This is a genomic window from Shigella sp. SIG6, from assembly GCF_053555815.1.
Genome location: NZ_JBQZXC010000018.1, coordinates 14,043 through 29,176 on the forward strand (window position 1 = coordinate 14,043; position 15,134 = coordinate 29,176).

General features: G+C 52.8%; 12 protein-coding genes and 1 other annotated feature. Of the genes, 3 read left to right on the top strand and 9 right to left on the bottom strand.

The genetic code is table 11. The annotated features are described in order from the left end of the window. Positions 1-21: 21 nt before the first annotated feature. Positions 22-1,674: a bifunctional UDP-sugar hydrolase/5'-nucleotidase gene (gene ushA, locus ACUU1M_RS05210; RefSeq protein WP_000771743.1), complete on the bottom strand. Its 1,653-nt coding sequence runs from the start codon at positions 1,672-1,674 to the stop codon at positions 22-24. Between the two features lie 217 nt (positions 1,675-1,891). Here ushA and fsr point away from each other — a divergent pair, with 217 nt between their 5' ends. Both fsr and ybaL read left to right on the top strand, forming a co-directional pair. After that, positions 1,892-3,112: a fosmidomycin MFS transporter gene (fsr, locus tag ACUU1M_RS05215; protein ID WP_001251629.1), complete on the top strand. Its 1,221-nt coding sequence runs from the start codon at positions 1,892-1,894 to the stop codon at positions 3,110-3,112. Between the two features lie 237 nt (positions 3,113-3,349). Continuing rightward, positions 3,350-5,026 (top strand): YbaL family putative K(+) efflux transporter, encoded by a 1,677-nt coding sequence (ybaL, locus tag ACUU1M_RS05220; RefSeq protein WP_000546255.1) that lies wholly within the window; start codon positions 3,350-3,352, stop codon positions 5,024-5,026. A 132-nt stretch (positions 5,027-5,158) separates the two neighbouring features. Here ybaL and gsk read toward each other — a convergent pair whose 3' ends face one another. After that, the gene (gene gsk, locus ACUU1M_RS05225; RefSeq protein ID WP_000671574.1) at positions 5,159-6,463 is read right to left on the bottom strand and encodes an inosine/guanosine kinase; all 1,305 of its coding nucleotides are present in this window, start codon (positions 6,461-6,463) and stop codon (positions 5,159-5,161) included. 151 nt (positions 6,464-6,614) lie between these two features. Here gsk and aes point away from each other — a divergent pair, with 151 nt between their 5' ends. After that, the gene (aes, locus tag ACUU1M_RS05230) at positions 6,615-7,574 is read left to right on the top strand and encodes an acetyl esterase (protein WP_000801838.1); all 960 of its coding nucleotides are present in this window, start codon (positions 6,615-6,617) and stop codon (positions 7,572-7,574) included. On the opposite strand, the gene hemH is transcribed toward aes, so the two are convergent. From hemH to apt, 7 genes are all read right to left on the bottom strand, one after another. Next, positions 7,571-8,533 carry a ferrochelatase gene (hemH, locus tag ACUU1M_RS05235; protein WP_001250088.1) on the bottom strand — a complete coding sequence of 321 codons (963 nt, stop codon included), beginning with the start codon at positions 8,531-8,533 and terminating at the stop codon, positions 7,571-7,573. The two genes, aes and hemH, sit on opposite strands and share 4 nt — an antisense overlap. A 131-nt stretch (positions 8,534-8,664) precedes the next feature. Then, the gene (adk, locus tag ACUU1M_RS05240) at positions 8,665-9,309 is read right to left on the bottom strand and encodes an adenylate kinase (RefSeq protein ID WP_001220233.1); all 645 of its coding nucleotides are present in this window, start codon (positions 9,307-9,309) and stop codon (positions 8,665-8,667) included. Positions 9,310-9,489: 180 nt separating this feature from the next. Further along, complete coding sequence (htpG, locus tag ACUU1M_RS05245) at positions 9,490-11,364, bottom strand: molecular chaperone HtpG (RefSeq protein ID WP_000678191.1); 1,875 nt, start codon at positions 11,362-11,364, stop codon at positions 9,490-9,492. Positions 11,365-11,473: 109 nt separating this feature from the next. Next, positions 11,474-12,079: a recombination mediator RecR gene (gene recR / locus ACUU1M_RS05250; RefSeq protein ID WP_001195025.1), complete on the bottom strand. Its 606-nt coding sequence runs from the start codon at positions 12,077-12,079 to the stop codon at positions 11,474-11,476. Further along, positions 12,079-12,408, bottom strand: coding sequence for a YbaB/EbfC family nucleoid-associated protein (locus ACUU1M_RS05255; RefSeq protein WP_000467098.1), 330 nt, complete (start codon positions 12,406-12,408; stop codon positions 12,079-12,081). The genes recR and ACUU1M_RS05255 overlap by 1 nt, the downstream gene beginning before the upstream one ends. A 52-nt stretch (positions 12,409-12,460) precedes the next feature. Continuing rightward, on the bottom strand, positions 12,461-14,386 hold the full coding sequence (gene dnaX, locus ACUU1M_RS05260; protein WP_449144649.1) for a DNA polymerase III subunit gamma/tau: 1,926 nt from the start codon (positions 14,384-14,386) through the stop codon (positions 12,461-12,463). Next, positions 13,064-13,128: a sequence feature (DnaX frameshifting element), on the bottom strand. It overlaps the preceding gene by 65 nt. Positions 14,387-14,514: 128 nt before the next feature. Beyond that, the gene (gene apt / locus ACUU1M_RS05265; RefSeq protein ID WP_005052987.1) at positions 14,515-15,066 is read right to left on the bottom strand and encodes an adenine phosphoribosyltransferase; all 552 of its coding nucleotides are present in this window, start codon (positions 15,064-15,066) and stop codon (positions 14,515-14,517) included. Positions 15,067-15,134: the final 68 nt, after the last annotated feature.

Genomic DNA, 15,134 nt, shown 5'->3' on the forward strand with positions numbered 1-15,134 from the left:
CAAACATCCGGCACTTTCGGATTACTGCCAGCTCACCTCACCTTTCGGTTCATAAACACTCACATCCAGCGGCGAGCTTTTCTGGATATACGCTTTCAGCACTTCGGCATCAATAAAGCCGGTATTCACATAGCCCGGTTTGTTATCAAGGCGCGGATATCCATCACCGCCGGTGGCATTGAAGTTTAATGTCGCCATACGGTAAGTTTTCGCCGGATCGACCGGTTCGCCTTTGATTTTAAGGTCGTTCAGTTTGCCGTCTTTCGCCACAAAGCTAACGTTGGCAAATTGCGGGTAGGCACCTGAATCTGGCTTCATCTGCGCGACGGCGGTCAGGTAATCAATCACCTCTTTACCGGTCATGTCGGCATACACCACCACATTGCCGAATGGCTGCACTTTCAGCACGTTTTTATAGCTGATATCGCCTGCTTCGATAGAATCACGAATTCCGCCTCCGCTCATCACCGCAAAGTCGGCACCAGTGCGATCCATTTGGGCTGCCAGAATCCACCGCCCCATATTGGTCTGTACAAAACGCACTTTGTCACGATCGCCTTCCAGACGACCATTGGTTTCGCCTATTTTCACTTCCAGCTTCGCTTTGCCTTTGTTCTGGAACGGTGATAACAGCGAGATCATTTGCTGGTTTTCAGCGATTTCAGGAGTGTAAAGCACGCGCTCGCTTTTCCCGTCTTCCCAGGTCACTTTCTTCTTCAGGTTCACCGGAATCAGCTGGTAGTTAACCATTTTCATTTCGCCATTACGAAACTCAAAATCAGCCCGTCCCACGTATTTGCCCCACTCATGCGCCTGCACAATCCAGATGCCGTTTTGTTGATCTGGTTTGCATGGCGTACCCGGCACGTAATCGACCTGTTTTTTGTTTTCTGCCGCCATGCAGACCGGATCTTGCGAGTGACCACCGACGATCATCGCCAGCGATCCGGCAGGCAGCGCGCGTGCCATCTCCACATCGCCCGGTGCGTTAGAGCCGTGCTCACCATTATCGTAATGCCCCATATGGGTCGCCGCGATAATAATGTCTGGCTTTTCTGTCTGTTGCAGCTCCTGAATCACCAGCTTCGCTTCATCGGCGGGCTTACGAAATTCGATATCAGTGAAGTATTCCGGGTTACCAATTTTTGCTGTGTCATCGGTTGTCAGCCCAATAACGGCAATTTTCAGATCCTGACGCTTAAACAGCGCCCACGGTTTAAACAGGCGCTCGCCAGTACTTTTCTGGTAGATATTCGCGGAAAGCAACGGGAACTTGGCCCACTTTTCCTGCTGGCGTAATACGGTGAGCGGATTATCAAATTCATGATTACCGATCGCCATCGCGTCATAGCCCACCAGATTCATACCGCGAAAATCAGGTTCGGCATCCTGTAAGTCAGACTCGGGCACGCCAGTGTTAATGTCGCCACCGGAAAGTAGCAGCACGCTACCGCCTTCAGCCGCAACCTCTTTGCGGATACCATCCACCAGCGTTTTTTGCGCCGCCAGACCATATTCGCCATATTCATTGCGCCAAAAATGCCCATGATGATCATTGGTATGCAGAACTGTAATTTTGTAGGTTTTATCCTGCTCATACGCCAGAGCAGTTTCACTCGCCAGTGTAAATGTGGTTAACAGCGCTAACGCCACGCCCCGCTGCAATAATTTCATACTTCTCTCCCTGATCTGATTTCAACGTGTTGAAAAATAGTATGACGCGACATCATAGACAAGTCTGCGTCCGGTGAAGATAAATCTGCATCCAGATTAGAAATTCTGTATTCGGCGTTGAGACTTCCTTCAGACGACGCATACAGGTATGTTAGTCGGGTAATAATCACAAATAAGATCATTCTTTACATCGCAACCCTGAAAAAGTGACTTTCCTATGGCAATGAGTGAACAAACCCAGCCTGTGGCGGGCGCGGCTGCGTCAACGACCAAGGCCCGAACATCGTTTGGTATTTTAGGTGCTATCAGCCTCTCACATCTGCTGAACGACATGATCCAATCGCTGATTCTGGCGATTTATCCGCTGCTTCAGTCAGAATTTTCTCTGACATTTATGCAGATTGGCATGATAACCCTCACCTTCCAGCTCGCCTCTTCGCTACTGCAACCAGTGGTCGGCTACTGGACCGATAAATATCCGATGCCGTGGTCGTTGCCAATTGGCATGTGCTTTACCTTAAGTGGTCTGGTGCTGCTTGCGCTGGCGGGCAGTTTTGGCGCAGTTCTGCTGGCGGCGGCGCTGGTCGGTACCGGTTCATCGGTCTTTCATCCGGAATCTTCTCGCGTAGCCCGTATGGCTTCCGGCGGGCGGCATGGCCTGGCGCAATCTATCTTTCAGGTCGGCGGCAACTTTGGCAGTTCCCTGGGACCCTTGCTGGCGGCGGTGATTATCGCGCCTTATGGCAAAGGCAACGTTGCCTGGTTTGTGCTTGCGGCACTGCTGGCGATCGTGGTGTTGGCGCAAATTAGCCGTTGGTACTCGGCACAGCACCGAATGAATAAAGGAAAACCCAAAGCGACGATAATCAATCCACTGCCGCGCAACAAAGTGGTACTGGCAGTCAGCATTCTGTTAATCCTCATTTTCTCGAAATATTTCTATATGGCGAGCATCAGCAGCTATTACACCTTTTATCTGATGCAAAAATTCGGATTATCTATCCAGAATGCCCAGCTTCATCTGTTTGCCTTCCTGTTTGCCGTTGCGGCAGGTACGGTGATCGGCGGGCCTGTAGGGGATAAAATTGGACGGAAATATGTGATTTGGGGCTCTATCCTCGGCGTTGCGCCGTTTACGCTGATTTTACCCTACGCCCGCCTGCACTGGACGGGGGTTTTAACGGTGATTATTGGATTTATCCTCGCTTCGGCATTCTCTGCCATTCTGGTCTACGCTCAGGAGCTACTTCCGGGACGTATCGGTATGGTTTCTGGACTCTTTTTCGGTTTTGCTTTCGGCATGGGAGGTCTGGGAGCGGCAGTTCTGGGGCTTATCGCCGATCACACCAGCATCGAGTTAGTCTATAAAATCTGTGCTTTCCTGCCACTATTGGGGATGTTGACCATATTCCTGCCTGATAACCGGCATAAAGACTGATTTCATTGCAGCCAAAGGCAAACTTTGGCTGCATCGTTTTACAGTCGCCATAAGCCTTTCCTCTGTTAAACCGCCTTCTGTTTTCCGATCCGTGCTTTTTTTGCAGCTAATTCCATTTTTCTGCAAAATTCAACAATTATTCATAAACATCATCAATGAAATTGTCATAAACTATTACCTGTAATTTTGGTTTTCCCGGCCAAAAATGGACAATAACCACCAGGAAAAGGAGACGGAATGCATCACGCCACCCCGCTTATCACCACCATTGTTGGCGGCCTTGTGCTCGCCTTTATCCTCGGCATGCTGGCCAATAAACTACGTATTTCTCCTCTGGTGGGATATCTGTTAGCGGGTGTGCTGGCAGGACCATTCACTCCGGGCTTTGTTGCCGATACCAAGCTTGCGCCGGAACTGGCTGAACTGGGCGTTATTTTGCTGATGTTCGGCGTCGGTTTGCATTTTTCGCTCAAGGATTTGATGGCGGTAAAGTCCATCGCCATTCCCGGCGCGATCGCCCAGATAGCCGTGGCGACGCTGCTGGGTATGGCGCTCTCCGCCGTGCTGGGCTGGTCGTTAATGACCGGTATCGTGTTCGGCTTATGTCTTTCCACCGCCAGTACCGTGGTGTTACTGCGCGCACTTGAAGAACGGCAATTAATAGACAGTCAGCGTGGGCAAATCGCCATCGGTTGGTTGATTGTGGAAGACCTGGTGATGGTTCTGACGCTGGTGTTGCTGCCCGCAGTGGCAGGAATGATGGAACAGGGCGATGTGGGCTTTGCCACTCTTGCAGTCGATATGGGGATCACCATCGGCAAGGTGATCGCATTTATCGCCATTATGATGCTGGTAGGTCGCCGTCTGGTGCCGTGGATTATGGCACGCAGCGCGGCAACCGGTTCTCGCGAGCTGTTTACCCTGTCAGTGCTGGCGCTGGCGTTAGGGATTGCCTTTGGTGCGGTAGAGCTGTTTGATGTCTCCTTTGCACTCGGTGCGTTCTTTGCCGGGATGGTACTGAACGAGTCTGAATTGAGTCACCGTGCCGCCCACGATACGTTGCCATTGCGCGACGCGTTTGCGGTGCTGTTTTTTGTCTCAGTCGGGATGTTGTTTGATCCGTTAATTCTGATTCAGCAACCGCTGGCAGTGCTGGCGACGCTGGCAATTATTCTGTTTGGTAAATCGGTCGCGGCCCTGTTCCTTGTCCGTCTGTTTGGTCACTCCCAACGTACGGCATTAACCATCGCCGCCAGCCTGGCGCAGATTGGTGAGTTCGCGTTTATCCTGGCGGGACTGGGAATGGCATTGAATTTACTGCCGCAGGCCGGACAAAACCTGGTACTGGCAGGGGCGATCCTGTCGATTATGCTCAACCCGGTACTGTTCGCACTACTGGAGAAATATCTGGCGAAGACCGAAACGCTGGAAGAGCAGACGCTGGAAGAGGCAATCGAAGAAGAGAAACAGATCCCAGTGGATATTTGCAACCATGCGCTATTGGTGGGTTACGGTCGTGTAGGCAGCCTGCTGGGGGAGAAATTGCTCGCCTCTGATATTCCGCTGGTGGTGATTGAGACGTCACGAACCCGTGTTGATGAGCTGCGAGAGCGTGGGGTCCGCGCTGTATTGGGCAATGCAGCGAACGAAGAAATTATGCAACTGGCACATCTGGAATGTGCAAAATGGCTGATCCTGACGATCCCCAACGGTTATGAAGCGGGTGAGATTGTGGCGTCTGCCCGCGCGAAAAACCCGGATATTGAGATTATCGCCCGCGCCCATTATGACGATGAAGTGACGTATATCACCGAACGTGGCGCGAATCAGGTAGTGATGGGTGAACGTGAAATTGCCCGTACTATGCTGGAACTGCTGGAAACGCCACCGGCGGGTGAAGTGGTGACGGGGTAAACGGTGGTTGCCGGATGTAAAATATGAAAAATATGTAGGCATGATAAGACGCGCCAGCGTCGCATCAGGCATCGAGAGCCAAATGCCAGATGCGGCGTGAACGCCTTATCTGGCCTACGAACCGACGATAACTTAACGATCCCAGTAAGACTCTTCCAGGCTGTCTTCACGCTCCGGCAAGCCGCGCGTTAAACGAGGTGAATGCTGGTTCAGTACCTGATAGCTCACACGGTTAGCATATTTACACACCTGCGCTAACGATGAATAAGTTAACCAGGTGAATTTATGTTTGCTGGAGTTTGGTACGTTGCTACGATGGTAGCTGTTGGCGGTAATGTCATGCAGCAACGCTGCCAATGCGCCATCCCCCGCTCCATTAGTGTTCATGATTTTTTCCGGCCCGCCCATGTACGGCGCAATGTGCGAATAGACACGCAGCGGATTCTGGCAATCCTTGTGGCGCATGGCGCGGCTAAACTCATACTGGTTGAATTCCGCTATAGCGCCCGGCAGCAGCGGATGCTGGGTTTTACGTTTCGCTTCGTCTTCGGTAAAGCCCGCCATATACAAGCCGATTGGCCCGGCGGTGCACAGCACCAGATCTACCCAGTCCAGCGCCTTGTCAGATGCCAACAACGGATCGCTTTCTCCGGTCAACGCTTCGGCTTCATCTTCGTTCATCGCAAGGATAGAAACGTGGTCTTTGAGGAATTGCTGCCACCACTGCGGATTCTCGGCAATGACAAACTTGGTGCCCAGCGTCAGCACCACCGGTACGTTATATTTCTTCGCGTACTCAATGGCTTTCATGGTTGCTTCCGGCATGGGTTCACCCGGCTTGCAACGCACCAGATATGAGGTGAGAACCAGTGCCGAGGCTCCGGCAATCACATCTTCCGGAATGCTTTCAGCCCGCAGCTGGTTCATGTGGCCTGGACTGATAGCAAAGGTACGTTCCCCGGACTCGCCAATCAGCGTAAAGCAACGACCAATCGGACCATCCACGCCTTGTAGATAGTTAAGATCGGTACGGCTGGAAGTGTTACACAGGTAACGATAGGCATAACTGCCAATTTCAATATTGCTGCACATGACGCCCAGCAGCACCGAACGGTCGTCCGCGAGCACCGAGTAGTTGTGCATGGTGTTACCAATGGTGCCACCCGCAAACTGATGGGTAATCAGGTTTTTCTGTTTTAGCTCCTGATAAAGCGCTTCGGCTACGTCATCCTCAATCACCAGTGAATGCCCGGCGCTTAATCCATAACGCTCAATGAATTCATCATCCACTTTCGCTTCAATATCGACCAGCGTCTGGTCAATACCTACGACCCAGGCGGCGCTGGTTTCGTTTTCTGGCTGGAATTGCTGAAGCAGCGGATCGCGTGCATTTACAGGGAAGTAATGTTTGGATTTACGTTTACCGGGAAATTTCATGGTTGTTTTTACGGGTGGTTAACTGAGCGGCGAATGTTAACACAATCTGACGGGAGCGCGCGAGACGCAGCCAGTTTCAATATCAGCAGGCGGGATCGCATTTTCATGGCAGTGGTTCCTTACAATGACGTAATTTGAAAGGAGTTTTTGTATGAAGCCGGAAAACAAACTACCTGTTCTGGACCTTATTTCTGCTGAAATGAAGACCGTTGTGAATACTCTTCAGCCGGATTTACCGTCCTGGCCCGCAACGGGAACGATTGCTGAGCAACGACAGTATTACACGCTTGAGCGCCGATTCTGGAATGCGGGCGCTCCAGAAATGGCAACCAGAGCTTACATGGTTCCAACAAAATATGGGCAGGTGGAAACACGTCTCTTTTGTCCGCAGCCAGATAGCCCGGCGACGCTATTTTATTTGCATGGAGGCGGTTTTATTCTCGGCAATCTCGATACCCACGATCGCATCATGCGCCTGCTGGCAAGCTACAGCCAATGTACGGTGATTGGTATTGATTACACCCTTTCACCTGAAGCGCGTTTTCCACAAGCGATAGAGGAAATTGTGGCTGCTTGTTGTTATTTCCACCAGCAGGCGGAGGATTATCAAATCAATATGTCCCGCATTGGCTTTGCCGGTGATTCCGCAGGTGCCATGCTGGCGCTCGCCAGTGCGTTGTGGTTGCGTGATAAACAGATCGATTGCGGTAAAATTGCGGGTGTTTTGCTGTGGTATGGGCTTTACGGATTACGGGATTCCGTGACTCGTCGTCTGTTGGGCGGTGTCTGGGATGGCTTAACGCAACAGGATTTGCAGATGTATGAAGAGGCGTATTTAAGCAACGACGCGGACCGCGAGTCACCGTATTACTGTCTGTTTAATAATGATCTCACTCGCGAAGTTCCGCCCTGTTTTATTGCCGGGGCGGAGTTCGATCCGCTGCTGGATGACAGCCGTCTGCTTTACCAGACGTTAGCGGCGCATCAGCAGCCCTGTGAGTTCAAACTCTACCCAGGTACGCTGCATGCCTTTTTGCATTATTCACGGATGATGAAAACCGCCGACGAGGCTCTTCGCGACGGCGCTCAGTTCTTTACCGCTCAGCTTTAGCGATACGCGGCAACAAGATTAGCCATCATTTCGATATGTTCCGGCGTGGCATTAAGCGCTGGAATATATTCATATTTTTTCCCGCCCGCACCGAGGAAGACCTCACGGTTTTGCTCGGCAATCTCTTCCAGCGTCTCCAGACAATCCGCAGCAAAGCCCGGGCACATCACCTGTATATGACCTACGCCTTTTTCTCCGAGCATTTTCAGCGTTTCGTCGGTATAAGGCATCAGCCAGGGTTCCCGGCCAAAGCGCGACTGAAAGGTCATCATCACTTTTTCCGGTGCCATCCCCAGTGCGGAAGCCAGTTCGCGAGTCGTTGTGCGGCAACGTTGCGGGTAATCATCGCCTTCATCTGCATAACGCTGGGGAATGCCATGATAAGAGAGCAGCAGCAGATCCGGTTCGCCATGTTTGGCAAAAGAAGCGCGTACGCTGTTCGCCAGTGCATTAATGTAATCGTGGTTATCGGCGTAATCACGAATAAACGATATCCCCGGAATGCTACGTTTGCGCGCCAGAATGCGTGCCAGTTCATCCCATACCGCACCGACCGTAGAACAGGAGAATTGCGGATAAAGCGGCAGCACCACAATATGATCTACATGCTCTGCCAGGAGTTCATCGACGGCGCTTTCCAGTGATGGCGAGCCGTAGCTCATGCCCAGCGCCACTGGCGTATCCGGTAAACGTTGTGCCAACGCCTGCTGTTGCTGGCGGCTGTAAACCATCAGCGGCGAGCCGTCTTCCATCCAGACAGAGGCGTACAGCTTCGCCACACGCGGCGAGCGCAGCGGCAAAATCACGCCGCGCAGCAACGGCCACCATAACAACCGTGAGGTATCAACCACGCGTCTGTCGCTTAAAAATTGTTTCAGATAGCGTTTTACCGCTTCAGGTGTGGGGGCATCGGGCGTACCCAGGTTTGCCAGCAGGATACCGGTTTTAGTCTGACGCATTACCGCCTCTTATCGATTCAACTTGTTGATAATTGTAGCGGAAAAGTGAGGAAGAAGAACTAATTGCTGTGAGAGGTATTGCCTGAGGTGGATGAGCAGACCTGCCCGAAAGCAGATCTGCTGCGGCTTGATTAGCCGAGGATTTTTTCCAGATCAGCGCGAACTTCAGCAACCGGCTTGGTACCGTCAACTTTCGCGTATTTGGTGTTACCCGCTTCCGCTTCTTTGGAGTAGTAGCCGATCAGCGGTGCAGTCATCTGATGGTATTCAACCAGACGTTTACGCACGGTTTCTTCCTGATCGTCTTTACGGGTAGTCAGTTCTTCACCGGTAACGTCGTCTTTGCCTTCTACTTTCGGCGGATTGAATTTAACGTGATAAACACGACCAGACGGCGCATGAACGCGGCGGCCTACGATACGATCAACAATCAGTTCGTCCGGTACGTCGAATTCCAGAACGTAATCAACATTGATGCCCGCTTCTTTCATCGCGTCTGCCTGCGGAATGGTACGCGGGAAGCCGTCCAACAGGAAACCATTACGGCAGTCTTCCTGAGCAATGCGCTCTTTAACCAGCGCGATCACCAGTTCGTCGGTGACCAGTTTGCCAGCATCCATAATGTCTTTTGCTTGTTTACCCAGCTCGGAGCCAGATTTGACCGCAGCACGCAGCATATCGCCAGTGGAGATTTGCGGAATACCATATTTCTCCATGATGAACTGAGCCTGAGTCCCTTTCCCCGCGCCCGGAGCGCCAAGCAGAATGATACGCATTGCGAAAATCCCCTTAAAATGTGTCGATTTTTTTGAAAAAGCGATAAACGATACCACCAACAGGCGATTGCCTCAAGAAAGGCACCTGAGGCTGAAACGGTTAATGGCGAGATAATTTGCGGAAAGTGCAGATGATGAAAAGAAAAATGCCGGATGACACAAAGGTCATCCGGCATGACATCAGGAAACCAGCAGCTGGTTCATACGACGAATAAACAGGTTCGGATCTTCCAGCGTGCCGCGTTCTGCCAGCAGCGCCTGATCCAGCAGCAGTTCTACCCACTCGCTGAACTTGGCTTCATCTTCAGTATCTGCCGCACGTTTCACCAGTACGTGATCCGGGTTCAGTTCGAAGATGTATTTCACTTCTGGCACTTTCTGGCCCGCCGCAGCGAACAGTTTCGCCATCTGAGTGCTCATTTCGTCCGCGTCGGTCGAAACGATCGCTGGCGTATCGGTCAGACGGTGAGTCAGACGGACATCTTTCACGCGCTCGCCGAGCAGAGCTTTCACGCGGTCGATGAACGGAGTCAGTGCTTTCTCCGCTTCTTTCGCGCTCTCATCAACTTCGTCAGCCAGTTTTTCCAGCGACTCGTCAACTTTAGACACCGACTGGAACGGTTTACCGTCGAACTCAGTCAGATAGTTCATCATCCACTCATCGATGCGGTCGGAAAGCAGCAGAACTTCGATGCCTTTCTTACGCAGCAGTTCCAGGTGCGGGCTGCTCTTCGCTGCCGCATAGCTGTCTGCAGTGATGTAGTAGATTTTCTCCTGCCCTTCTTTCATGCGGGAAACGTAGTCTTCCAGAGACACGGTCTGCGCAGAAGAATCGGTATAAGTAGAAGCAAAACGCAGCAGTTTGGCGATCGCTTCCTGGTTAGCGAAATCTTCCGCCGGACCTTCTTTCAGTACCAGGCCAAACTGTTGCCAGAAGGTCTGGTATTTTTCCGCGTCGTCTTTCGCCAGTTTTTCCAGCATTTGCAGCACACGCTTGGTCAGCGCATTGCGCAGGTTACGCGTTACCGTGCTGTCCTGGAGGATTTCACGGGAAACGTTCAGCGGCAGATCGCTGGAGTCAATCAGACCACGCACGAAGCGCAGATAGTTCGGCATGAACTGTTCAGCGTCGTCCATGATAAACACGCGTTGAACGTACAGTTTCAGGCCGTGTTTATGATCACGGTTCCACATATCCCATGGAGCCTGGGACGGGATGTACAGCAGGCTGGTGTACTCCTGCTTACCTTCAACGCGGTTGTGGCTCCAGGTCAGCGGATCGTTAAAGTCGTGGGCGATGTGTTTGTAGAACTCTTTATACTCTTCATCGGTGATTTCCGACTTGTTACGAGTCCACAGCGCCTGCGCTTTGTTGATTTTTGCCCAGGAGATAACGGTTTCGCCATCTTTCTCTTCGCGTTTTTCGATCTCTACCGGCAGCGCGATATGGTCGGAGTATTTGCTGATGATGGAACGCACGCGCCAGTCATCGAGGAACTCGTCTTCGCCTTCACGCAGATGCAGGGTGATTTCAGTACCACGATCTTCTTTGGTGATGTCGGCAACGGTATATTCACCTTCGCCAGCCGATTCCCAGAAGACGCCGTTTTCTGGTTTTTCGCCTGCCGCGCGAGTACGCACGGTCACTTTGTCGGCCACGATAAACGCAGAGTAGAAACCAACACCAAACTGACCGATCAGCTGGCTGTCTTTCGCCTGGTCAGAACCCAGGGATTCGAGGAATGATTTGGTACCGGATTTAGCGATAGTCCCCAGATGGTCAATCACTTCGTCGCGGGTCATCCCCACGCCGTTATCGGAGATGGTCAGCGTGCGCTTGTCTTTATCGAAAGAGACACGAACGCGCAGTTCGCCATCACCTTCGTACAGGTCCGGGTTAGATAGCGCACGGAAACGCAGCTTGTCCGCCGCATCGGAGGCGTTAGAGATAAGCTCACGCAGGAAGATTTCTTTATTGGAATAGAGAGAATGGATCATCAGGTGCAGAAGCTGTTTCACTTCTGACTGAAAACCACGAGTTTCTTGTCCTTTCATGTAGGTCTACCTCAATAATGCCATTTTAAGGTTAAAAACAGGATGAGGGAGAGATGGGGACAAGGGAGAATAATTTCAAGCGAGAGCAGGTGCTCCTGCTCTCGTTTGCTTAAAAACGAATCTTATGACGCCCGGCGAGGGAGTGTGACAGCGTGGTGCCATCGACCATTTCCAGTTCGCCGCCAACCGGTACGCCATGAGCGATTCGGCTGGCTTCCACGTCATATTGCGCGCAAAGCTCGGCAATGTAGTTAGCGGTAGCTTCACCTTCAACCGTGGGATTGGTGGCGAGGATCACTTCAGTGATTTTTTCCTCTGCCAGACGCTGTTCCAGACGATCAAGCCCGATATCATCCGGACCGATGCCGTCCAGCGGTGACAGATGCCCCATCAACACAAAATAACGACCAGAAAACTGCCCCGTCTGCTCAATGGCGTAGATGTCCGCCGGACTCTCCACCACACAGATTTGACCGTTTTCCTGACGACGCGGATTCGAACAGATGTTACAGACTTCCTGTTCGGTGAAAGTGCGGCAATCGGCGCAGTGGCCGATTTCCGACATCGCCCGGGTGAGCGCCTGCGCCAGACGCATCCCGCCGCTACGATCGCGCTGAAGCAGCGTGAACGCCATACGCTGCGCCGACTTCGGGCCAACGCCCGGCAGACAGCGCAGTGCTTCCATAAGCTGTGTTAACAGCGGGCTGGTTTGCATCAGAACGGCATCTTAAAGCCAGGCGGCAGCTGCATTCCGGAGGATACAGAGGCCATTTTTTCTTTCTGCGTTTCTTCAATACGACGTGCTGCGTCGTTGAATGCTGCAGCCACCAGGTCTTCCAGCATCTCTTTGTCGTCTTCCAGCAGGCTCGGGTCGATCTCTACGCGACGGCAGTTGTGTGCACCGTTGATGGTCACTTTTACCAGACCTGCGCCAGATTCGCCGGTAACTTCCAGCTGCGCGATCTCTTCCTGCATTTTCTGCATTTTTTCTTGCATCTGCTGGGCTTGCTTCATCAGGTTACCCAGACCGCCTTTACCAAACATAGGTTTCTCTCTCAATCACGTTAAGGATGACGAACGTAAGCTGTGCTTACGATCAAATGGGGCGGATACTTTCTTCATCCAGCTCCGCATCGAAAAACCGACGCAGGGTCTGAATATTATTATCCGCAATAATGGACTCGCGCGCCTGCGAAAGTTTTTCTTCGTATATCGCCTGACGCCACTCCAGCGGCGTACGCACCGCGGGATTATCATCTTCAACGATAGTCAGTTCAACCGTTGAACCTTTTAACATGCTCAACGCTTCAGCCAGTTTTTGCTGTGCACCGCGGTTGTTCAAATGCCGCTGAGAGGAGCGCAAATGCAGACATACTGCGTTGTCGCTCTCCTCTTTCCAGGCATTTAACGCCACCTGTTCGACCAGTTTTGGTAGCGAAAGTTGGCTCACCTGTGCCGCCCACGGGTCGCGCTCAATGGCTTCTGCCGCTAGCTTCGCCGCCAGTTCCGGCGTTTTTTCATGTTCCAGCGCTTTTTTCAGCGCCTTCGGCGTGGCGACCACTTCTTTTTGCTGCATCACCGGAGTGGTCGCCTTCCAGCGATACGCTTCTTTTTTGGCTGGCGCTTTTTCCAGCGCCGATGGCACCGGACGCGCCTGAACGCGATCGGTGACCGAAGCCAGTCTTTCCAGCGCAGCGTTATTCACCGGCCGCGCGCGGGTAGCGGCTGCCGGTTCACTCTTTTTTGCTTTGGTTGCTCCCTGCACGCGCTGCAACTGCTGGCGCGCCGCCAGCACCTGGCTGGTGGTTTCCGGGAGCGGTACAGTCGGTGCCTGCTGCGGCGCTGATTGCGGCGGCACCAGGGTTGGCGTCATTACTGCCGTTGGCGCGACGGGTGCAAAGGACTGGCGTGGCACTTCTGGCTCAGGCAGCGGCATACGCGGATGGAACGCCAGCGCGCGCAGCAGCGTCATCTCAACGCCCATGCGGCGGTCCGGCGCATACGGTAATTCTTTGCGACCAATCAACAGCGTCTGATAGTAAAGCTGAATATCCGTCGGCGGTATGGTGCGCGCCAGTTCACGCATCCGCAGCTCGATGGCGGCCATGTCGTTGCCAAGTGCAGCAGGCGAAAGTTGTACCATCGCAATACGATGCAACAAGCCGAGCATTTCCACCAGCAACGCTTCCCACTCGATACCACGGGCAGCGGCTTCATTAATCAGTGCCATTACGCGCTCGCCGTTGCCCTCGACCATCGCTTCAACCAGCGACAGCGCCTGATCGTCGTCAAGCGTACCCAGCATCGCACTGACCGCCTGGGTTGAAACCTGGCCGTCACCGCTGGCAATCGCCTGGTCGGTCAGACTTAAGGCATCTCGCAGGCTGCCTTCAGCGGCGCGCGCCAACAATTGCAGCGCCCGCGGCTCGTGAGCGATATGTTCTTCATTGAGGATGTGCTCAAGCTGATGGCGAATTTGCTCGACATCCAGCGCCTTGAGATGAAATTGCAGACAGCGTGACAAAATCGTCACCGGCAATTTCTGTGGATCGGTCGTCGCCAGCAGAAACTTAACGTGCTCCGGCGGCTCTTCAAGGGTTTTTAACAGTGCGTTAAAGCTGTGGCGCGACAGCATATGCACTTCGTCGATCAGATAAACTTTGAAACGACCACGCGCCGGAGCGTACTGGACGTTATCCAGCAGGTCGCGGGTATCTTCAACTTTGGTGCGCGAGGCGGCGTCGATTTCAATCAGATCGACAAAGCGCCCCTGCTCGATTTCACGACAGTTATCGCACACGCCGCACGGCGTCGCGGTAATGCCGGTTTCGCAGTTTAGCCCCTTCGCCAGCAGTCGGGCGATAGAGGTTTTTCCGACGCCACGGGTGCCGGAAAAAAGATAAGCATGATGAATACGCCCTAACGACAAGCCGTTCGCCAGTGCGGTCAGCACATGTTCCTGGCCGACGACGTCAGCAAAGGTTTGTGGGCGCCATTTTCGGGCTAAAACCTGATAACTCATTGGCAGGCTCTGAAACGCTGGAAGGTGGATTCACGAAGGGGTAATGCTAACACAGCCCCGTCAGAACGGCGAGGCTGAATGCACATCTTGTGCTGTCCGTAGCGTGGGCAGCACAAGACTGGCGATAATTAATGGCCCGGGAACGGGACAAGGCTGTAGCTGGTAATGCCCTGTTTTTCGAGACGCTGTTCGCCGCCGAGATCGAACAGGTTGATAATGAACGCAGCGTCAGCCACTTCACCACCCAGACGACGGATCAGTTTAACGGTCGCTTCGATAGTGCCGCCGGTTGCCAGCAGATCGTCCACCACCAGAACTTTGTCGCCCGGTTTGATGGCATCAACGTGGATTTCCAGCTGATCGGTGCCGTATTCCAGGTCGTAATTTTCACTGATGGTTTCACGCGGCAGTTTGCCCGGTTTACGGACCGGTACAAAGCCAACGCCCAGACCCAGAGCTACCGGAGCGCCAAACAAGAAGCCACGCGCTTCGGTGCCGACAACTTTGGTAATGCCCGCATTTTTGTAACGCTCAACCAGCAAGTCGATGCTGAGAGCGTAAGCTTTCGGGTCTTCCAGTAAGCTGGTGACATCGCGGAAAAGAATGCCGGGTTTTGGGTAGTCCTGAATGCTTTTGATGCTATTTTTGAGATACTCAAGCTGCTGTGCAGTCGCGGTCATAAGTGTATGCCTGCTTGTTACGGTGGTACTCACGGCGCGTTTTAAACGTATCAAAAGTAACTGTTGTT

Coding starts and splice junctions, on each gene's coding strand:
- ushA (WP_000771743.1), bottom strand. CDS start 1,674: ATGAAATTATTGCAGCGGGGCGTGGCGTTAGCGCTGTTAACCACATTT.
- fsr (WP_001251629.1), top strand. CDS start 1,892: ATGGCAATGAGTGAACAAACCCAGCCTGTGGCGGGCGCGGCTGCGTCA.
- ybaL (WP_000546255.1), top strand. CDS start 3,350: ATGCATCACGCCACCCCGCTTATCACCACCATTGTTGGCGGCCTTGTG.
- gsk (WP_000671574.1), bottom strand. CDS start 6,463: ATGAAATTTCCCGGTAAACGTAAATCCAAACATTACTTCCCTGTAAAT.
- aes (WP_000801838.1), top strand. CDS start 6,615: ATGAAGCCGGAAAACAAACTACCTGTTCTGGACCTTATTTCTGCTGAA.
- hemH (WP_001250088.1), bottom strand. CDS start 8,533: ATGCGTCAGACTAAAACCGGTATCCTGCTGGCAAACCTGGGTACGCCC.
- adk (WP_001220233.1), bottom strand. CDS start 9,309: ATGCGTATCATTCTGCTTGGCGCTCCGGGCGCGGGGAAAGGGACTCAG.
- htpG (WP_000678191.1), bottom strand. CDS start 11,364: ATGAAAGGACAAGAAACTCGTGGTTTTCAGTCAGAAGTGAAACAGCTT.
- recR (WP_001195025.1), bottom strand. CDS start 12,079: ATGCAAACCAGCCCGCTGTTAACACAGCTTATGGAAGCACTGCGCTGT.
- ACUU1M_RS05255 (WP_000467098.1), bottom strand. CDS start 12,408: ATGTTTGGTAAAGGCGGTCTGGGTAACCTGATGAAGCAAGCCCAGCAG.
- dnaX (WP_449144649.1), bottom strand. CDS start 14,386: ATGAGTTATCAGGTTTTAGCCCGAAAATGGCGCCCACAAACCTTTGCT.
- apt (WP_005052987.1), bottom strand. CDS start 15,066: ATGACCGCGACTGCACAGCAGCTTGAGTATCTCAAAAATAGCATCAAA.